Origin of the sequence: Polaribacter sp., from assembly GCF_965656025.1 — a bacterium.
Classification (GTDB): Bacteria; Bacteroidota; Bacteroidia; order Flavobacteriales; family Flavobacteriaceae; genus Polaribacter.
The window spans coordinates 1-21,375 of record NZ_CBFHJT010000056.1 but is presented as its reverse complement, the minus strand read 5'-3'; the positions used below and the strand labels follow the sequence as shown (position 1 = coordinate 21,375).

At 31.1% G+C, this 21,375-nt stretch carries 16 protein-coding genes; 9 read left to right on the top strand and 7 right to left on the bottom strand.

All coding sequences use genetic code 11. The annotated features are described in order from the left end of the window. Positions 1-196 precede the first annotated feature (196 nt). From ACTG3S_RS10800 to ACTG3S_RS10790, 3 genes are all read left to right on the top strand, one after another. The gene (locus ACTG3S_RS10800) at positions 197-694 is read left to right on the top strand and encodes a DUF6702 family protein (RefSeq protein ID WP_439129367.1); all 498 of its coding nucleotides are present in this window, start codon (positions 197-199) and stop codon (positions 692-694) included. Between the two features lie 23 nt (positions 695-717). Continuing rightward, positions 718-2,847, top strand: a complete 2,130-nt coding sequence (locus ACTG3S_RS10795; protein ID WP_439129366.1) for a M1 family metallopeptidase — start codon at positions 718-720, stop codon at positions 2,845-2,847. 152 nt (positions 2,848-2,999) lie between these two features. Then, the gene (locus ACTG3S_RS10790) at positions 3,000-5,204 is read left to right on the top strand and encodes a M1 family metallopeptidase (protein ID WP_439129365.1); all 2,205 of its coding nucleotides are present in this window, start codon (positions 3,000-3,002) and stop codon (positions 5,202-5,204) included. A gap of 82 nt (positions 5,205-5,286) precedes the next feature. On the opposite strand, the gene ACTG3S_RS10785 is transcribed toward ACTG3S_RS10790, so the two are convergent. Both ACTG3S_RS10785 and idi read right to left on the bottom strand, forming a co-directional pair. Beyond that, on the bottom strand, positions 5,287-5,700 hold the full coding sequence (locus tag ACTG3S_RS10785) for a 6-pyruvoyl trahydropterin synthase family protein (protein ID WP_439129364.1): 414 nt from the start codon (positions 5,698-5,700) through the stop codon (positions 5,287-5,289). Then, entirely contained in the window at positions 5,693-6,211 is a 519-nt protein-coding gene (idi, locus tag ACTG3S_RS10780) for an isopentenyl-diphosphate Delta-isomerase (protein WP_439129363.1), read from the bottom strand. The genes ACTG3S_RS10785 and idi overlap by 8 nt, the downstream gene beginning before the upstream one ends. A gap of 117 nt (positions 6,212-6,328) precedes the next feature. On the opposite strand from idi, the gene ACTG3S_RS10775 reads away from it, so the two are divergent. From ACTG3S_RS10775 to ACTG3S_RS10760, 4 genes are read left to right on the top strand one after another with little or no spacing between them, the layout of a single operon-like run. Next, positions 6,329-7,033, top strand: coding sequence for a peptidylprolyl isomerase (locus tag ACTG3S_RS10775; protein ID WP_439129362.1), 705 nt, complete (start codon positions 6,329-6,331; stop codon positions 7,031-7,033). A 44-nt stretch (positions 7,034-7,077) separates the two neighbouring features. Then, a complete protein-coding gene (locus ACTG3S_RS10770) occupies positions 7,078-8,670 on the top strand; it encodes a peptide chain release factor 3 (RefSeq protein WP_439129361.1) in 1,593 nt (530 codons plus the stop codon). 4 nt (positions 8,671-8,674) lie between these two features. Further along, positions 8,675-10,258 carry a hypothetical protein gene (locus ACTG3S_RS10765; RefSeq protein ID WP_439129360.1) on the top strand — a complete coding sequence of 528 codons (1,584 nt, stop codon included), beginning with the start codon at positions 8,675-8,677 and terminating at the stop codon, positions 10,256-10,258. Between the two features lie 11 nt (positions 10,259-10,269). Continuing rightward, positions 10,270-11,199 (top strand): peptidylprolyl isomerase, encoded by a 930-nt coding sequence (locus ACTG3S_RS10760; protein ID WP_439129359.1) that lies wholly within the window; start codon positions 10,270-10,272, stop codon positions 11,197-11,199. A gap of 72 nt (positions 11,200-11,271) precedes the next feature. On the opposite strand, the gene ACTG3S_RS10755 is transcribed toward ACTG3S_RS10760, so the two are convergent. The 3 genes from ACTG3S_RS10755 to ACTG3S_RS10745 form a co-directional block, all read right to left on the bottom strand. Then, positions 11,272-12,519 carry an aminotransferase class I/II-fold pyridoxal phosphate-dependent enzyme gene (locus tag ACTG3S_RS10755; protein ID WP_439129358.1) on the bottom strand — a complete coding sequence of 416 codons (1,248 nt, stop codon included), beginning with the start codon at positions 12,517-12,519 and terminating at the stop codon, positions 11,272-11,274. A gap of 84 nt (positions 12,520-12,603) precedes the next feature. Next, positions 12,604-13,602 carry a PLP-dependent cysteine synthase family protein gene (locus ACTG3S_RS10750; RefSeq protein WP_439129357.1) on the bottom strand — a complete coding sequence of 333 codons (999 nt, stop codon included), beginning with the start codon at positions 13,600-13,602 and terminating at the stop codon, positions 12,604-12,606. Positions 13,603-13,699: 97 nt separating this feature from the next. Further along, on the bottom strand, positions 13,700-15,814 hold the full coding sequence (locus ACTG3S_RS10745; RefSeq protein WP_439129356.1) for a S9 family peptidase: 2,115 nt from the start codon (positions 15,812-15,814) through the stop codon (positions 13,700-13,702). A 142-nt stretch (positions 15,815-15,956) separates the two neighbouring features. Here ACTG3S_RS10745 and ACTG3S_RS10740 point away from each other — a divergent pair, with 142 nt between their 5' ends. Together ACTG3S_RS10740 and ACTG3S_RS10735 are read left to right on the top strand one after the other, a co-directional pair. Beyond that, on the top strand, positions 15,957-16,280 hold the full coding sequence (locus ACTG3S_RS10740) for a YbaB/EbfC family nucleoid-associated protein (RefSeq protein WP_439129355.1): 324 nt from the start codon (positions 15,957-15,959) through the stop codon (positions 16,278-16,280). A 111-nt stretch (positions 16,281-16,391) separates the two neighbouring features. Then, the gene (locus tag ACTG3S_RS10735) at positions 16,392-18,998 is read left to right on the top strand and encodes an AsmA family protein (protein ID WP_439129354.1); all 2,607 of its coding nucleotides are present in this window, start codon (positions 16,392-16,394) and stop codon (positions 18,996-18,998) included. Positions 18,999-19,042: 44 nt separating this feature from the next. Here the strand turns inward: ACTG3S_RS10735 and ACTG3S_RS10730 are convergent, their stop codons facing one another. Beyond that, complete coding sequence (locus tag ACTG3S_RS10730) at positions 19,043-19,486, bottom strand: DUF5362 family protein (protein ID WP_439129353.1); 444 nt, start codon at positions 19,484-19,486, stop codon at positions 19,043-19,045. A 115-nt stretch (positions 19,487-19,601) separates the two neighbouring features. Then, positions 19,602-20,882 (bottom strand): ornithine--oxo-acid transaminase, encoded by a 1,281-nt coding sequence (gene rocD / locus ACTG3S_RS10725; RefSeq protein ID WP_439129352.1) that lies wholly within the window; start codon positions 20,880-20,882, stop codon positions 19,602-19,604. Positions 20,883-21,375 lie beyond the last annotated feature (493 nt).

Genomic DNA, 21,375 nt, shown 5'->3' with positions numbered 1-21,375 from the left:
CTTTTTTGAGGAATTAAAAATACCTGTAGAAAACTATTTTCATTTTTTAGAATATTGCAATCCTTTAGGTATAGAAAAATTACATAAAGAGGATAAGGTGTTAGATATTATCAAAATTTTTCAAAGAGAAAGCAAAAGTTATTTAAAAATTATAAAAAAAGAGTAAATTGGCGCAATCATTGTTTTAAAAACAAGTATGAAAATAAATAAACTACTATTAATACTTTTAATAATTCCAATAGTATCTTTTACAACACATAAATATTATTTAAGTTTAACACAAATTAAATTTAAAGACAAAGCAAAATCTGTACAAATAATTACCAGTGTTTTTATGGATGATATTGAGCTTGCTCTAAACAAAGATTATGATATCGATTTACAACTTACCACAAAAAAAGAATTAGAAAATAACGATATCTATTTTGAGAAATACTTAAAAAGCAAATTAACATTTAAGATTAATGATGTTGCTGCCAACTTTAATTACATTGGTAAAGAATATGAAGGTGATTTGGTTTATTTTTACCTAGAAATAGAAAATATAAATCAAGTAAAATCAATTGATATAAACAATAAAATATTAACAAAGCACTTTCCAGAACAACAAAACCTAATAAAGTCTAAAGTAGGGTCAAAAAATAAAAGTGTGTTGTTAACTAAAGAAAATCATCAAAGCAAACTAACCTATTAATTCAATAAATAAAACCAACAATTATGAAAAAACTGGGCTTATTATTCCTTTCTATGTTTTTTATATCTAGCGCTTTTTTAGCACAAGAATCTAAAACAAAACAAGGCCATACCAATCAAAACAAGTTTAAACAGTTAAAAGAACTTTTGCCAACCCCAAATTTACAAAGAACAGCATCTGGTGCGCCAGGTATAAAATACACTCAACAAAAGGTAGATTATACAATGGATATTCTTTTAGATGATGCAAACACTAGAATTTATGGTGATGAAACCATTACATACCATAACAATTCAGACGACACTTTATCTTATTTATGGGTGCAGTTAGACCAAAACATGAGAGCTGCAGATTCTAAGACGCCTGATATTCAATCTAGTAAAATACCAAATAGAACATCAAAAACAAGATTCAACAAGTCTTATATTGATGCGCCTTTTGATGGTGGTTTTAAGATAGAAAGTGTTAAAAATATAGATGGTAGTAATTTATCGCACACCATTAATCAAACCATGATGCGTATAAATTTAGTGCAACCTTTAGCTTCTGGAGAAAAATTTCAATTTAAAATAAAATGGTGGTATAACATCAACAACCATAGAACACAAGGTGGTAGATCTGGTTACGAGCATTTTACAGAAAATGGAAATAACAACTACGTAATTGCACAATTTTACCCAAGAATGTGTGTGTACGATAATGTAGAAGGTTGGCAAAACGACCAGTTTTGGGGAAGAAGCGAGTTTGCACTAGAATTTGGAGATTTCACAGTAAACATTACCACACCAGAAGACCACATGCTAGGTGCAACAGGTGTTTTACAAAATCCAGAAGATGTTTTTTCTAGAAAAGAATTAAGAAGATTAAAAAAAGCAAGAAAAACATTTGATGAACCTGTAATAATTAGAACACAAGATGAAGCAGAAAAAATAGAAAAAACAAAAGCTACAAAAACCAAAACATGGAAATTTGTTGCTGAAAACGTAAGAGATTATGCATTTGCAAGTTCTAGAAAATTTATTTTTGATGCTATGGCTGTAGATATTAATGGTAAAACTGTGATGGCAGAATCATTATATTCTAAAGAAGCGAATCCTTTGTATGGAGATCATTCTACAAGAGCAGTGGCACAAACTTTAAAAACATATTCTAGATATACGTTTGATTATCCTTACCACAAAGCCATTTCTGTAGATGGGCAAATGGGAATGGAATATCCTCAAATTTGTTTCAATCCAGGAAGACCAAATCCTGATGGAACTTACTCTGAAAGAACAAAATACAGAATGATAAAAGTAACAATCCACGAAGTGGGACATAACTTTTTTCCAATGATTGTAAATTCAGACGAAAGACAATGGACTTGGATGGATGAAGGTTTAAACTCTTATATGGAAATGTTGGCAGAGTTAGATTACGACCCTAACTTCCCAATCACTAGAGGATATCCAAAAAATATTGTAAGATATATGGCTGGAGATCAATCTAGAATTGCACCAATAATGTCTAAAGGAGACAATGTATATAGTTTTGGTAATAATGCTTATGGTAAACCAGCAACAGCTTTATGGATTTTAAGAGAAACCATAATGGGCAAAGAGCTGTTTGACCACGCATTTAAAACCTACGCAAAAAGATGGAAATTTAAACATCCAACACCAGCAGACTTTTTTAGAACTATGGAAGATGCTTCTGGTGTAGACTTAGACTGGTTTTGGAGAGGTTGGTTTTACACAACAGACGTTACAGATATTGGTATACAAGAAGTTAGAAAATTTTATGCAGAAGATAGCAACAATACAACAATTGATTTTGTAGAAGATACAAGCGAAGGTTTAGCTATTAAAAAACCTAAAAATGCAAAATCTAAGTATTTTTATGAAATTACCTATAACAAACCTGGTGGTTTGGTAATGCCAATTATTGTAGAATTTACCTATGATGACGGTACAAAAGAAAAGAAAATGTATCCAGCAGAAATTTGGAGATATAATGACAATCAAGTAACCAAAGCTGTACATTCTGACAAGCAAATTACTAAAATTGTAGTAGACCCAGATTTAGAAACTGCAGACGTAGATACTTCTAACAACAGTTTTCCAAGAAACAAAGACGATGAGTTTAGTAAATTTAAAAAGAAAATGAAAAACTAAATATTAGTTACAAAACATTTAAAACTGCTTAAAGAACCATTCTTTAAGCAGTTTTTTTTATAATAAAGATTTGTTAAAACTTTAACAAAATTTAACATAATTGCATAGTTATGCTTAATTTAGGCGACAGAATTAAAACAAAGCAATCAAATATGAAAAAATTAACCTTATTAGCTTTTTCTTTATTCTTTATTTCTTTTGCAACATTAGCCCAAGAAAATAAAATAAAAGGAAGCAAAACACAACAAGGACACACAGACCAAAACAAATTCAGACAAATGAAAGATGTTTTGGCTACTCCAAATGACCAGCATAATGCAGCAGGTGCTCCAGGACATCAGTATACACAACAAAAAGTAGACTATGTTATGGACATTCGTTTAGACGAGCCTAACAATAGAATTTATGGTGATGAAGAAATTACTTACCACAATAATTCTAAAGATCACTTAGAATATTTATGGGTGCAATTAGACCAAAATATGAGAGCAGATGATTCTAAAACTCCGTTAGCAAAATCTAATAGTGCATCTGCATTTGTAACACCAGATAATTTTAAGAGTTCTTACATGAACGAAAAAAAAGGTTTCGGTTACAATATTACTAAGGTAGAAAGTAATGGTAAGCCATTATCACATACCATTAACAGAACCATGATGCGTATTAATTTATCTGAACCATTGGCACCAGGTAAAAAGTTTGAGTTTAGAATTCAATGGAATTATAAAGTGAACGACATTAATAAAGATGGTGGTCGTTCTGGTTTAGAAACTTTTGAAGATGGAAATAACAATTATACAATTGCACAGTTTTTTCCAAGATTAGCAGTGTATAATAATGTAGAAGGTTGGCAAAACATGCAGTTTTGGGGTCGTTCTGAATTTGCGTTAGAATTTGGAGACTATGAAGTAAACTTAACAGTACCTTCAGACCATATTGTTGAAGCTACTGGTACTTTACAAAACGAAAAAGATGTGTTAACAAGAACACAACGCAAACGTATGGAAAAAGCCAGAAAATCGTTTGATAACCCTGTGATCATAGTAACACAAGAAGAAGCTGAAAAAACTGAAAAAGGGCGTGCAAATGGTACTAAAACTTGGAAATTTAAAGCTAAAAAAGTTAGAGATTTTGCTTTTGCAACATCTAGAAAATACATTTGGGATGCAATGGCTGTAAACATTAATGGTAAAACAGTAATGGCGACTTCTTTATATCCTAAAGAAGGAAATCCTTTATGGGAAGAGCACTCTACAAGAGCTGTAGCAACTACATTAATAGAATATTCTAAATTAACGTTTGATTATCCTTATCCAAAAGCTGTTTCTGTGCATTCAGAAAGACAAGGTATGGAGTATCCAATGATTTGTTTCAACTTTGGAAGACCAAATCCAGATGGAACTTATTCTGACAGAACTAAAAAAGGAATGTTGGGTGTAATTATCCACGAAGTTGGTCACAACTTTTTCCCAATGATTGTAAATTCTGATGAAAGACAATGGACTTGGATGGATGAAGGTTTAAACTCGTTTGTAGAAATTTTAGCAGAAGATGTATATGATCCTGAATTATTTGCTTCAAATCCTGCAAAAAGCATTACAAGATATATGGGTGGAGACCAAAGCAACATCTCTCCTATTATGTCTCAAGGAGATTATGTAAAACAATTTGGACCAAATGCATATTCTAAACCAGCAGCAGGTTTATATATTTTAAGAAAAACAATTATGGGACCAGAATTGTTTGACCATGCATTTAGAACGTATTCTCAAAGATGGATGTTTAAACACCCAACACCAGAAGATTTCTTTAGATCTATGGAAGATGCATCTGGTATGGATTTAGACTGGTTTTTTAGAGGTTGGTTTTACACTACAGATGTTACAGATATAGGTATTAAAGCAGTAAGACCTTTATACTTAACTGACAAAGCAAGTGAAAGAGTAACTAAGTTAAAAGAACAATACAAACAATATTTTGATAATTTAGGCGACTTGGTATACATTACAGATAAAAAAGAAGATGCCAATGCAAATGCGATGAATAAATATGCAGATGGTAAAGAAGTGCCTTCTTATTTATATTCTGTAGAATTTGAAAAACCAGGAGGTTTAATTATGCCAATTATTGTAGAGTTAACTTATGCAGATGGTTCAACTAAAAGAGAAACTTTTCCTGCACAAATTTGGATGAGAAGTGATACTAGTGCAAAAAGAGTATTTGCTTCTACTAAAGAAATTACCAAAATTGTTGTAGACCCAGATTTTGAAACAGCAGATGTAGATACATCTAACAACAGCTGGCCTAAAAAAGAAGGTGATAAATTTGATGAATTTAAAAACAAGAGTAAAAACTAATTATTCTTAGTGATAAAATTTAAAAGCCTCGTTTACATAATTGTAAACGAGGCTTTTTTTATATTTTAAAAATTATTAAAAACTACTCACCTGAATAACTTACAAAGTTTCTAGGTGTTTCGTAAAGTGTAACTTTTAAATCTAAATGATTAGGCAATAGTTTTCTAAGTTTTTGATACGTAACTACAGAAATATTTTCTGCAGTTGGGTTTAAGTCTTTAAACTCTGGTACTTCTAAGTTTAAATTCTTATGATCAAAACAGTCTTCAATTTCAGATTTTATATAATTTTTTAAAATACCTAAATCAAAAACGTAGCCAGTTTCTTTATTAATTTCACCTGTTAAAGAAACAATTAACTCGTAATTGTGTCCATGAAAATTTGGATTGCTACATTTGCTAAAAATTTCAAAGTTTTTTTCATCACTCCAATCTTTTCTATACAATCTGTGTGCAGCATTAAAATGCGCTTTTCTATGAACGGTTACCTTAGGCATGGGTTAGTTTTTCGTAAGATTTCTTAAATATAATTTTAAACCACGCAGTGTATATTTGCGGGTTTTCTTCAATGTCTTTTTTTACTTCTTCTAAAGGCATCCATTTGTATGCTTCTGCCTCTACACTATTTAGTTTTGGAGCTTCATTATAATAACCAATCATCACGTGATCTAATTCATGTTCTGTTAAGCCATTATCAAAAGGTGCTTTGTAGATAAAAGAAAATACCTCCTTTAAATCTGTGCTAAATCCCATTTCTTCTTGCAAACGCCTTTTACCTGCTTCTATATTGGTTTCGCCTTCTCTTTGATGCGAGCAGCAAGTGTTGGTCCATAATAAAGGCGAATGATATTTAGAGGCTGCTCTTTGTTGTAGCATTAACTCTCCTTTTTCATTAAAAATAAAAACAGAAAAAGCCCTGTGTAATAATGCCTTTTCATGCGCTTCTATTTTTTCCATTAAACCGACTGGTTTATCATTTTCATCTACTAAAATAACTTGTTCTTTCATTGTCACAAAAATAAGGAATGAGGCATCAACAATTCTTAAAAAAACAATAAAACCTATCAAATTTTTCTATTCTTTTATTTTGATGATTTATCTTTGAAATCATAATAATATTATAGAATGAAAATTTTAAAATACGGCTTCTTTATTGGATGTTTATTCGCTTTATATCAATGTAAAAACGATAAAAAAGAGAATAAACAAGAAAAAGAGGCTACATCCATAGAAAAAAATAAATCTAAGAAAAAACTCGAAAAAAAAGTTGTAAAACGTTGGGATAGTTTAAATAGTACAAATGTAGAAGCTTTTTTTACTGAATATGGCAAGCAAAACAAAGAAAACAAAGTAATTATAAAAACCAAATTTGGCAATATAAAATTACGTTTGTATAATGATGTACCTATACATAGAGCCAATTTTATTTTTTTAACTAAAATCAACTATTTTAATACTACAGAATTTTACAGAATTGCAAGAAACTTTGTAATTCAAGGAGGTAATTCAGATGAAACCTATACCGTAAAACAAAGAAGATTATATGGTAATTATAGAATTCAACCAGAATTTAAGAGCCATAGAAGGCATAAATATGGAGCTTTAGCAGCTGCCAGAGATTGGGAAGACAACCCTAATAAATTATCAAATCCTTTTGAATTTTATATTGTTCATAACAGAAATGGCGCACATCACTTAAACAACGAACACACTGTTTTTGGTGAAGTTATTTCTGGTTTTGATACCATGGATAAAATGTCTAAAGTAAAAGTAGGTGTAGATGAATGGCCTCTTGAAGACATTAGAATGACTGTAGAAATTTTAGATTGATAATTCTCTTTGTAAAACCTATCTTTGCACCTCAAATTTTGTAGATGAGCTTTTTAGAAGAAATAAAACGAAGACGAACTTTTGGTATCATATCTCACCCAGATGCTGGTAAAACAACATTAACTGAAAAACTGTTGCTATTTGGTGGGGCCATTCAAGAAGCAGGTGCCGTAAAAAACAACAAAATTAAAAAAGGGGCAACTTCCGATTTTATGGAAATTGAGCGCCAACGTGGTATTTCTGTAGCCACTTCTGTATTAGCTTTTATTTATAAAAATAAAAAAATAAATATTTTAGATACACCTGGGCATAAAGATTTTGCGGAAGATACTTTTAGAACTTTAACTGCTGTTGACAGCGTTATTGTGGTTATTGATGTTGCCAAAGGTGTAGAGCCACAAACAGAAAAACTGGTAGAAGTTTGTAGAATGCGTAGCATACCTATGCTGGTTTTTATCAACAAATTAGATAGAGAAGGTAAAGATGCTTTTGATCTGTTAGACGAAGTAGAACAAAAGTTAGGCTTGCGTGTAACACCTATGAGTTTTCCTATTGGTATGGGTTACGATTTTAAAGGAATCTATAATATATGGGCAAAAAAATTAAATCTTTTTTCTGGAGATAAAAAACAAACCGTTTCAGATGGTGTAGAGTTTGATGATTTAACAAACCCAGAATTAGATAAGGTTATTGGCGATAATGCAGCAAATACTCTAAGAGAAGAAGTAGAATTAATTAGCGAAGTGTATCCTCCTTTTAATCAAGATGAATATTTAAAAGGTGAATTACAGCCTGTGTTTTTTGGTTCTGCCTTAAATAATTTTGGTGTAAAAGAATTGTTGGACGCATTTATAGAAATTGCACCACCACCACAACCAAAAAAAGCAGAAGAACGTTTAGTAGATTCTAAAGAAGAAAAATTAACGGGTTTTGTATTTAAAATACATGCCAATATGGATCCTAAACACAGAGATCGATTAGCATTTATAAAGATTGTATCTGGTGTGTTTAAAAGAAATTCACCCTATTTACATGTAAGAAATGGTAAAAAAGTAAAATTCTCGAGTCCAAATGCCTTTTTTGCAGAAAAAAAAGAAATTGTAGAAGAATCTTTTCCTGGTGATATTGTAGGCTTACACGATACTGGGAATTTTAAAATTGGAGACACTTTAACAGAAGGTGAAGAATTAAACTTTAAAGGAATACCAAGTTTTTCTCCAGAACACTTTAGATATGTAAATAATGCAGACCCAATGAAATCTAAACAATTGTATAAAGGTTTAGACCAGTTAATGGATGAAGGAGTTGCACAATTATTTACCTTAGATATGAATGGAAGAAGAGTAATTGGTACTGTAGGCGCTTTACAATATGAGGTAATTCAATACAGATTAGAGCATGAATATGGTGCCAAATGTACTTATGAAAATTTACAAGTTCACAAAGCGTGTTGGGTAGAGCCAGAAAATCCTAAAAATGATGAGTTTAAAGAATTTAAAAGAGTAAAACAGCGTTATTTAGCAAAAGACAAACAAGGGCAATTGGTCTTTTTAGCAGATTCTGCATTTACCATTCAAATGACACAAAGTAAATACCCTACAGTAAAATTGCACTTTACAAGCGAATTTAAAAAGTAAAACGATGAAAAATATTTTATACTTCTTTTGTTTTATACTATCCTTCCAACTGTTTTCTCAAGATGGTAATTTAGACGATATAAAAACGATGAAACTAAATAATAGCATCCGTTTAAACCATATTTTTATAAACCAACCAGACATTACTTACAATTATGGTGATGGCTCTACTTACGATTTAAAACCAAGAGCGGGTATTATGGGATTTAACTATAATATACCTTTGACAAATTGGTTGTATACTGGTGCTGGTTTTCATGCTGCAAGTATTGGAGATCAAGGAGGTTTGTTTACATTAGGAGTAAATTTAGGTGTTAATTTACCTATTTATAAAAATCTTTATTTCGACACCAATGTTCATTTTGGTGGTGGTGGTGGTTTTAGAAGTTTAGTAAATGGTGGTGCTATTATTTATGCCAATACTGGTTTACAATATAAAATGAAAAACGTTTCATTTGGTGTACAGTATGGATATTTAGACTTTTTCACAGGGATTCAAGGAGGTGATAATGTATCTTTTTTTATAGAAATACCAACAACTATTAATGCTGGCTCTTATGCAAACTCACAAAAAGAGTTTGTTATAAATAATGATTTTAAAGATAATTTTTGGAACAAACCAGCAATAAAAAGTGTACAACAACTAAAGTTTGATTTCTTTTTTCCAATGGGAAGTACCAGAACAGATGGTCAAGGAAACTTTAACAACACACAACCCATTACACAAACATTACAAATTATCGGTTTCGAATATCAACGTTATATTACCACAAATACATTTTTATATACACACTTAGACACGATGTATGATGGTCTTAGAGCTGGTTTTATGGACTTATTTTTCGGAATTGGTAAAAACTTTATCGAAACAAAATATGTGAACTTTTTTGCAAAAATGGGTATTGGTGCAGCTGGTGGTAGAATTTTTCCTGAAAACGGATTAACCATGTATCCAAGTGCAGGTTTAGATGTTCGTTTTTCAGATCATTTTGGTTTAAGTTTTCATGGTGGTTATCATAGATCTATTGGTGGTACTTTTGAAGCATTAACTTCTGGAGTTAGTTTAAAGTATTATGGTTTAAGTGGTGGTGCTATCAACCCAGAAACAAATAAAAAAGGCAAAACTATAAAAACACAAGGTGTACAAATTGGTGTACAAAATCAAACTTATTATGATGTAGCCATTTTAGACAGAGCAGATAGAGATTTACAACAACTAGCTCTAAAGTTAAATTACGACATCACAAAAAAACTCTATGTTTCTGGTGAGGCTTCTTTTGCTTATGACGGTGGTGCTGGTGGATATGCGCATGGTATTTTTGGTTTAGGTATTAAATCGAGTAAATTTTTAAATAATAAAATATCTCTATTTGCAGAAGCTGCTGCTGGTGTTGCTGGTGGTGGTGGTGTAGATTCTGGAGAAGGTATTTTAATAAGGCCTACAGCTGGTATTAATTATCATGTAAATGAAGATTTTAACTTTAACATCTCTGCAGGACAAATGATATCTCCCTATGGAAATGTAAACTCAACAAACTTAAACATAGGTTTTACCTATAGTTTATCAATATTAAATCTAAAAAAATAAATTAAAACAATATGAATAACGGAATCTATGCAAAATTCACCACATCTAAAGGTGAAATCTTAGTACAATTAGAACACGAAAAAACTCCTGGAACTGTTGGTAACTTTGTTGCTTTAGCAGAAGGAAACTTAGAAAACTCAGCAAAAGCACAAGGAACTCCTTATTATGATGGTTTAAAATTTCATAGAGTAATTCCTGATTTTATGATTCAAGGGGGTTGTCCACAAGGAACAGGAACTGGAAACCCAGGTTATAAATTTGATGATGAATTTCACCCAGATTTAAAACATGATGCACCAGGAAAGTTAGCGATGGCAAATTCTGGTCCAGCTACAAACGGAAGTCAATTTTATATTACCCACGTTCCTACTCCATGGTTAGATGGTAAACATACTGTTTTTGGAACGGTTATAGAAGGACAAGACGTAGTAGACGCTGTTGCACAAGGAGATGAAATGTCTGTAGAAATTGTAAGAGTTGGTAGTGAAGCAGAAAGTTTTAATGCGGTAGAAGCTTTTAGAACTTTTGAAGGTGCTAGAGAAAAAAGAGAAGTAGAAGCAAAAGCGGCTCAACAAGAAATGTTAGACAAAGTTGCTGCTGGTTATGATGAAACTGATAGTGGTTTACGTTATAAAATCATTCAAAAAGGTACTGGAAAAAAAGCTACAAAAGGTGCAGGCGTTTCTGTACATTACAAAGGGCAATTATTAGATGGTACAGTATTTGACTCTTCTTACAAAAGAAAACAACCGATAGATTTTAACATAGGTGTTGGCCAAGTAATTTCTGGTTGGGATGAAGGAATACAATTATTAAACGTGGGTGATAAAGCACGTTTTGTAATTCCTTCTGACTTAGCTTATGGTTCTGCAGGTGCAGGTGGTGTAATTCCACCAGATGCAACACTTATTTTTGATGTGGAGTTAATGGATGTAAAATAAAATTCCAATTTTATTAAAATACAAAAACCTCAAAACGTTACTGTTTTGAGGTTTTTTATGTGTAAAATTCTTTTAAACTAAAGCTGCAGCAATTTTTTTATAAGTACCATCTTCTAACTTTGTTCTAATTGCAGTAAAAGCTGTAATAGTTTCATCAATATCCTCTTGAGTATGGGTTGCTGTAGGTATCAACCTTAAAATGATTAATCCTTTAGGAATTACAGGATACACCACAATAGAACAAAATATACCATGATTTTCTCGTAAATCATTAACCATTGCCATTGCTTCTGGTATATCTCCTTTTAAATACACGGGTGTTATACAGGTTTGTGTAGTGCCCAAATCGAAACCAGCATTTCTTAAGCCAGATTGTAAAGCATTTGTATTTTTCCACAATTTTTCTTTTAATTCTGGCATCGTTCTAATCATATCTAAACGCTTTAAAGCACCTTTTACCATTGCCATTGGTAAAGATTTTGCAAACATTTGAGAACGTAAGTTGTATTGTAAAAACTGAATTACATCTTTGTCTCCAGCTAAAAAAGCACCAATACCTGCCATCGATTTTGCAAAAGTTGCAAAATAAACATCGATATCATCTTGTACACCTTGTTCAAAACCTGTACCTCTGCCTCCTTCTCCTAGAGTTCCAAACCCGTGGGCATCATCTACCAAAAGTCTAAAATTATATTCTTTTTTAAAAGCAATAATTTCTTTTAAACGACCTTGTTCTCCACGCATGCCAAAAACACCTTCAGAAATTACTAAAATTCCTCCACCTGTTTTTTCTGCCATTTTTGCAGCACGTTTTATGTTTTTCTCAAAACTTTCCATATCATTATGACGATATACAAAACGTTTACCAGCATGCAGACGCACACCATCTATAATACAGGCATGTGTGTCCATATCATACACAATAATATCATTTTTTGTAACTAAGGCGTCTATTGCAGACATAATACCTTGGTAACCAAAGTTTAAAAGATATGCTTTTTCTTTGTTGACAAACTCAGCGCATTCGCGTTCTAATTGTTCGTGATAAGGTGTATGACCAGACATCATTCTAGCACCCATTGGATAAGCCATACCATGTTCTAGAGCAGCTTCTCCATCTACTTTTAAAACCTCAGGATGATTTGCCAATCCTAAATAATCGTTAATACTCCATGTAACTACTTTTTTTCCGTTAAAAGACATTCTGTTAGAAATAGGACCTTCTAATTTAGGAAACACATAATAGCCTTCTGCTTGTTCTGCCCATTTACCTAAGGGACCTTTGTCTTTTATAATTCTATCAAATAAATCTACCGTCATTTTTTCTACTGTTTTTTGAAGTTTACAAAGGTAGAAAAAATTTAACAGTTAATCCAATTTAAAAAAATTGAGAAAACCTTTATTTTAAGCTATAAAACCTTGTTTTTTCATCCAAGAATCGTTGTAAATTTTGTTCATATAACGAGAACCATGATCTGGAAAAATTAGTACCACAAAACTATCATCATTAAAAAAGTCTTGTGCTGCATATTGCTTGGTAGCTTGTATGACTGCTCCAGAAGTATAGCCAGGAAAAATACCTTCTTTTTTTACAATTTCTCTAGCAGAAAAAGCAGCTTCTTTATCGGTTACTTTTTCATAAATATCTATCACATCAAAATCTGTAGCCGTTGGTATTAGCGTTTTGCCCAAACCTTCTATTTTATAAGGTTTTATTTCATTGGTGTCAAATTCTCCTGTTTCGTGGTATTTTTTTAAAACAGAACCAATGGCATCTACACCTAAAATTTTAATGTTTGGATTTTGTTCTTTTAAGTATTTCCCTGCACCAGAAATAGTACCTCCTGTGCCACTTGCAGCTACTAAATGTGTTATTTTACCTTGTGTTTGTTGCCAAATCTCTGGCCCTGTAGATCTGTAATGTGCTTCTATGTTAAGCTCATTAAAATATTGATTGATGTAAATAGATTTCTTTGTTTTTTTATGAATAGTCTTAGCCACTTCATAATAAGATCTTGGGTCATCTGCTGGAACATTTGCTGGACAAATATGCACCTCTGCACCCATCGTTTTTAATAAATCTATTTTATCTTGAGAAGATTTATCGCTTACAGCTAAAATACACTTATAACCTTTTACAATACTAATCATTGCAAGACTAAAACCTGTGTTACCAGAAGTAGTTTCTACAATAGTTGCTCCTTTTTTTAGGATGCCTTTTTTTTCGGCAACATCTATAATATGCTTTGCAATTCTGTCTTTTGAAGAAAGACCAGGATTAAAAGCTTCTACTTTAGCAAAATAAGAACCTTTTAATTTTTTTGTTATTTTTTGAAGTTTTATTAGTGGGGTTTCTCCAACTAATTCTAAAATATTATTATGTATGCCAGTATTCTTTATCATGAGATTTTTTCATGAAAAACCTCACAAGTTTAACTTGTGAGGTTTCACTTTTACAAGGTGCAAAAGTACATTTTTAAGATTGAAATAAAAATTGATTTTAAGGCTTAATTGGTTCTGTTCCCAATTTATTTTCTAGGGCTAAGAAAAATGTATAATCTTTTGCTGTTTCTTTTAGTGCATCAAAACGTCCAGAAGCACCGCCATGACCTGCTTCCATATTGGTGTGTAACAATAATAGATTATTATCTGTTTTCAACTCTCTTAATTTTGCTACCCATTTCGCAGGTTCCCAATATTGAACTTGACTATCGTGAAAACCAGTGGTTACCAGCATATTTGGGTACGCTTTAGATGCTACTTGATCATAAGGCGAATAAGATTTAATATAATCGTAATATTCTTTGTTATTGGGATTTCCCCATTCATCATATTCCCCAGTTGTAAGAGGTATAGAATCGTCTATCATTGTAGAAACCACATCTACAAAAGGTACAGCAGCAATAATACCATTGTATAATTCTGGATTCATATTTACAACAGCCCCCATTAACAAACCTCCTGCAGAACCACCCATTGCATATAAGTGTTTTGGAGATGTATAATTATTTTCTATTAAAAATTTAGAACAATCTACAAAGTCTGTAAAGGTGTTTTTCTTACGCAACATTTTACCATCTTCGTACCAATCTCTTCCTAAATATTGGCTTCCACGAATGTGTGCTAGTGCGTATACAAAACCTCTGTCTAATAAGCTTAAACGTGTGGTAGAAAAACCATCTGGAATTGTATATCCATAAGAACCATAAGCATATTGCAATAATGGCGTTTCTTTATTTAGTTTTGTGTCTTTATGATATACTAAAGAAATAGCTACTTTTTTTCCATCTCTGGCAGTTGCCCAAACTCTTTCGCTTTTGTAATTATTTTTATCAAACTTGCCCCCTAAAACCTCTTGTTCTTTTTTAACTTCTTTAGATTTATCTGCCATGTTAAAATCAATTACAGAAGCTGGAGTTGTAAAAGAATTGTAAGAATAACGGATAATATTTGTATCAAAATCTGGATTTGAATACACGCCCACAGAATACGTTTCTTCATTAAATGGCAAATAATAGTCTTCTTTTGCATCCCAGCGTTTGATGCGTACTTTACTTAAACCATCTGTTCTTTCTTCTAACAATAAATACTCTTTAAAGATTGAAAAATCTTCTAACAGTGTATCTTCTCTATGAGGAATTACATCAACCCAATTATTTTTAGTGGGTGTAGAAACAGGCGTTTTCATCAATTTAAAATTGGTTGCATTGTCTTTGTTTGTTAACAAGTAAAAATGGTCTCCAAAATGAGAAACGCTGTATTCTAAATCTCTTTCTCTTGGTTGTATCATCTGCAAACTACCTGTTGGATTATCTGCATATAAAAATTGTGCTTCTGTAGAAACTGTGCTGTAAGAACCAATTATAATGTATTTTTTAGACTTAGATTTGGTTACGTAAACACCGAAAGTATCATCTTTTTCGTGATACACTTCTACATCTGCTGAAGTTGAAGTACCTAAAACATGTCTGTAAACTTTTTCGCTTCTAAGCGTAATTGGGTCTTTTTTTGTGTAAAAAATAGTTTTGTTATCATTTGCCCAAACAGAGCCACCAGTTGTATTGTCTATAATATCTGTATAAATTTTGCCAGTTTCTAAGTTTTTAATTCTTAAAAAATATTGTCTTCTACTAACAGTATCTGTTGCAAAAACAGCCAATTTATTATCAGGAGAAACATTTAAACCACCTAATTGATAATAATCGTAATCTTTAGCCATTTCATTTACATTAAATAAAATCTCTTCTGCTGCATCTAAGTTTTCTTTTTTACGACTATAAATTGGGTACTGCATCCCTTTTTCATATCGCGTAATGTAGTAATAACCATTATTTTTGTAAGGTACAGAAGCATCATCTTCCTTTATTCTACCCTTCATTTCTTCAAATAATTGCTCTTCGAAATTTTTAGAGTAAGCTGTAACATCATCATAATAAGCGTTTTCTGCTTCTAAATAATTAATTACTTCTTGGGATTGCTCGTCTTTAAACGCAGCCAATTTTTGTGCATCCGATAAGCGCATCCAAAAATAATTGTCTATTCTTACATCTCCATGCATTTCTAATTTGGTAGGCTGTTTTTTTGCAACGGGTGCTTTTGCGTCTGTACTCTTCATATTATCATTTTTACAAGCGGTTGCAAAAATAAGACTTAATATGCAAGTGAATAAAAATATTTTTCTCATTTTTAGTTGAATTTAGTTCTTAGTAAATTTAGTAAATTTGTACGTGAATTAACACGAATAAAATCAATAAAATATGTTTGGAGATATTTCTGGAATGATGAGTAAGCTTAAGGAAGCTCAAAAAAAAGTAGAAGAAACTAAAAAACGATTAGATACTGTTTTGGTTGATGAAAATTCTACAGACAATAAAGTAAAGGTAACACTTACTGCAAATAGACAAATTAAAGCAATTTCTATAGATCCATCACTTTTAAATGATGCAGAAGAATTAGAAGATTATTTAATTTTAACTTTAAATAAAGCTATAGAAAAGGCAACAAAAATTAACGAAACCGAAATGGCTGTTGCTGCTAAAGATGGCATGCCAAACATACCAGGCATGGATATGTTTAAATAAATCTAGTTTTTTTATCACATGTAACTATTTCTATTGAGTTACTTTTAACAGTATTTAAACAAAAATACCTCTTTTAAAAGAGGTATTTTTGTTTTTAAGAAAACCCGTTTTATGAGCACAGAAAAAAAGAAAAAGCCACTAGCAAAAAAAATTATAAAAGCGACTGTTATTACAATTACAGTTTTATTAATTGCATTAGTTTGTATCCCTTTTTTGTTTAAAGACAAAATAGTGCAGATGATTAAAAATACTGCCAATAATAATATAAATGCCACCATTACTTTTAACGAAACAGATTTAAGTCTGTTTAGAGACTTTCCCAACGCTAGTTTACAGATTAACGATATTGCCATTATAAATAAAGCTCCATTTAAAGGGGATACTTTGTTTTTTTCGAAGAAGCTAAACATCAACCTTAAAGTTACAGAATTGTTTAAAAACGAATCTGAAACGCTAGATATAGAAGGTATTGCTGTAGAAAACAGTTTAGTAAACATTTTTTTTAACAAAGAAAACAAAGGCAATTACGACATTGCTCTAGAAAAAGAAAACACTCCAAAAGATACAACAAGTACTGGGGTCTCGTTGAATATAAAATCTTATCGAGCTACCAATTTAAAGTTTATCTATTTTGATGAAAGCTCTCAAATAAAACTTAAAGTAGATAGTATTTATCATTCAGGAACAGGAAATTTTGCACAAGAAGTTTTAGATTTAGACACCAAAACTTCTGCAAAAGTTTCTTTTGATTTAGATAAAATAAACTACCTAAATAACGTTGATGTTCAATTAGATGCCATTTTAGGTATCGATTTAAAAAACACTAAATACACATTTAAAGAAAATACAGGTTATATCAATCAATTACCCTTAGAGTTTAGTGGTTTTATACAGTTGGTTGACGAAAATCAATTATATGATATTGATTTTAAAACACCTACAAGCTCATTTAAAAACCTTTTAGCTTTAGTGCCTAAGCAATATTCTGGCAATTTAAATGATGTAAAAACAGCGGGGAATTTTGATTTAAAAGGAACTGTTAAAGGAACGTATTCAGAAAAAACAATTCCAAATTTAGACATTTCTTTTAGCTCTAAAAACGCCATGTTTAAATATACCGATTTACCAAAAGCTGTAAATAATATTAACTTAAATGCTAATATTATCAACAAAACTGGTTTTTTAAAAGATACTTATGTGAACATTCATAGAGCTTCATTTACTATAGATAAAGATGTTTTTAATGCAAATGGTAGTGTAGCTAATTTTACAGTAAACCCTCTGATAAACCTAAAAGCAAACGGAACCATTAATTTAGAAAACATCAGTAAAGTATACCCTGTTCAATTAGAAAATGAGCTTTCTGGAATTTTAAAAGCAAATGTTACTACTAATTTCGATATGAATTCTGTTGAAAAAGGCAATTATCAAAACATTAAAAATTCAGGTGCTTTGTCATTATCTAATTTTAAATATGATGCAAAAGATGTAGCAAATCCATTTTTTATAGATAAAACGGAAGTTATTTTTAATACCAAAACCATAAATTTAAAAGAATTTAAAGCAAAAACAGGAAGCTCAGACCTTAGTATAAACGGAAATTTATATAATTTTTATGGGTTTTTATTTAACGAACAAAAGTTAAAAGGAAATTTCGATTTAAAATCAAATAATTTTAAAGTTGATGATTTTTTAAGCAAAGAAGAAAATACTAAAGAAAATAACGAAACTACTACTTTAAAAATTCCTGCTTTTTTAGATATCAATTTAAATGCCAATGCCACAAATGTAGTTTATGATAATATCAACTTAAAAAACGTAACAGGTAATTTATCAATAAAAGACGAAGCTGTGCGTTTACAAAATGTAAGCTCGTCTGTTTTTAAAGGTACTATCGATTTTGATGGTAAAGTATCTACCAAAAACAATACTTCTACATTTAACATGGCTTTAAAGTTAAAAGAATTAAATATAGAAGACTCTTTTTCGAGTTTAGAGATGCTAAAAGCAATAGCACCCATCGCCAAAACTATTGGTGGTAAAATCAACTCGAATATTAACGTTTCTGGTAATTTATCTGATAGTATGACACCAGTGTTAACTTCTATTTCTGGAGATTTGTTTGGTAAATTGTTAGATCCTAAATTAAATACTGCCAACTCTAAAGTATTAAGTGCTGTAAGTTCTAAAGTAGATTTTTTAGATTTAGATAAATTAAATTTAGACGGAATTAATGCGTTTCTAACCTTTAATAATGGTGAAGTTGCATTAAAACCTATAAAATTAAATTATAAAGATATTGACATAGAGGTTGATGGTAAGCATGGTTTTGATAATAAAATGAACTACAACCTAACCTTTAATTTACCTGTTAAATATTTAGGAACTACTGTAACCAATGCCATCGCTAAGTTAACCGCAAAAGACGCTGCAGAAATAAAAACCATACCTGTAAATGCACTTTTAACTGGTAGTTTTTCGAGCCCCAATTTTTCTACAGATATAAAATCGGCTACTTCTAATTTAATGAAAACCATTGTAGAAAAGCAAAAACAAAATTTGGTAGACAAAGGAAAAGATAAATTATTAGATTTATTGGGAGGAAATAAAGACAAAAAAGATTCTACAAAAACGAAAGAAACTACAAAAGATAAAGTAAAAGATGTTTTAGGCGGACTTTTTGGTAAGAAGAAAAAAGACACCACAAAAAATAACTAAAAAAAAGGGAAGCAAATGCTTCCCTTTTTTTTAAATATTAAAATTTAGTTTGCAAAAATACCTCCTACTATTGCTAATAGAAAAAACAATACATAAATAGAAATAATAATAATTGTAAACACCCCTACAAATTTATAATGTGATTTTAAATTTTCGAATGCCACAGCCAAATCCTCATCACTTTTAGATTGTAAAGCTATTTTCATTTTTGTAGAAAACTTAAATAAATACAAAATCGGGAAAAAGTAAATTAATGCTAATATTAAATATGTAACAGTCATTACTGGTCCAAAATCAATAGGCATTATCTCTGAATTTGGTAAGCTACTAAATAAAGCACCAGCAAAAAAACTAAATATTACCATTAATCCTAAAAAAACAAAACCAACAATAGACAAAAAATAAGTCCATTTTGCGGTCTCTTTTAAAAAGTTTCTAGAAGCATTGTTTAAAGTAAGTTGTTCTAGTTGTGTAATTGGGTTTTCCATAATAATTTTTAAAGTTTTAGTTATCTTTCAAATGTAGTAAAAAAAATTATTTTAAAAAGGAACAAAAAAAAAGCTACAAAAAAATTTGTAGCTTTTTAAATTTTATAGTCGCCTATTACTTTTTAAAGTTAGCAATTGTATTTTTAATAATCGAAATACAATCTTTTAATTCTTCCTCTGTCATAACCAAAGGTGGTGCAAATCTAATAATATTACCATGAGTAGGTTTTGCTAATAAACCATTGTCGCGTAACTTTATACAAATATCCCAAGCTGTAGAACTGTCTTCTGTATCGTTAATTAAAATTGCATTTAACAAACCTTTACCTCTTACTGATTTTACCAAATCGTTTTCTTTACAAAATTCAGTTAATTCTGTTCTAAAAATTTCACCTAACTTATCAGCATTTATAGCAAGTTTTTCATCTGCAACTACTTCTAAAGCAGCCATTGCAACAGCTGCTGCAATTGGGTTACCACCAAAGGTAGAACCATGATTTCCTGGTCTTATTACATTCATAACAGCATCGTTTGCCAATACAGCCGAAACAGGATATGCACCTCCAGAAAGTGCTTTTCCTAAAATTAAAATATCTGGTTTTACTTCTGGTGTACCAGAGCAGTTTTTTTCTGGGCAAGAACAGTTACCACAAGTAGCTAATAAACGACCTGTTCTTGCAATTCCTGTTTGCACTTCGTCTGCAATAAATAAAACGTTATGGTCTTCGCACATTTTTTTAGCAGCAGCTAAATATCCTTCAGATGGAACATAAACCCCAGCTTCACCTTGAATTGGCTCCACTAAAAATGCGGCTATATTGTTGCTGCTTTCTAAAGCTTCTTGTAATTCCTGTAAATTATCATATTCAATTTTTAGGAAACCCTTGGTGTAGGGTCCAAAGTTTTTGCGCGCAACAGGGTCGTTTGAAAAAGAAATAATCGTAGTAGTTCTACCATGAAAATTATTTTCGCAAACAATAATTTCTGCTTTATTTTCATCTATTCCTTTTACTTCATAAGCCCATTTTCTAGCAATTTTTAAAGCGGTTTCTACAGCTTCTGCACCTGTATTCATAGGTAATAACTTATCGAAACCAAAATATTCTGAGGCAAATTTTTCGTATCTACCCAACATATCATTATAAAATGCACGCGAAGTTAAACTTAATGTTTTTGCCTGATTTGTCATTGCATCTACAATTTTTGGGTGACAGTGCCCTTGGTTTACAGCGGAGTATGCTGATAAAAAATCGTAATATTTTTTTCCTTCTACATCCCAAACATGTACACCTTCTCCTCTACTCAAAACCACTGGAAGTGGATGATAGTTATGTGCACCATATTTGTTTTCTAATTCGATTGCTTCTTGCGAAGTTAATGTGTCTAAAACAGCCATTTTAATTTTATTAAATGTTTATACTAAAAACATTCCTGTTCTACCTTTATCCTTCTAGTAGTTCTAGAAATTCAGCGTGGGAAAGAAATCATCCTCGAAGTTTTACAAAAATACTAAATTATATGCTTTCTAAAAATAATTATTTGGGCGTTCCCTAAAGGTCGCGCTTTTCGCTATATCTTTTTGCTAAAATAGCAAAAAGGATAAAGCTTGTGTTGAGCGAAGTCGAAAGGCTTCAATCGCTAACGCAAATGGTTTGTCTAAAAAAAAAGAAAAATAAAGATATTACAATTCGTTGGCAAACAAGTCTAGCCCTGATTATAGTACTTCGTCTACGCTCAGCACAGGCTAATGTTTGAGCTCTTTTTTGATGTTTCCTGAATTTAATTCAGGATCTGGAAAAAAGCGAGTGCGAAAAGCAGGAAACAGCTACTGAAAAAATTAATCTATCATATTTTTTAAATAGAATTTTTCTACTTTTTCTCTTGCCCAA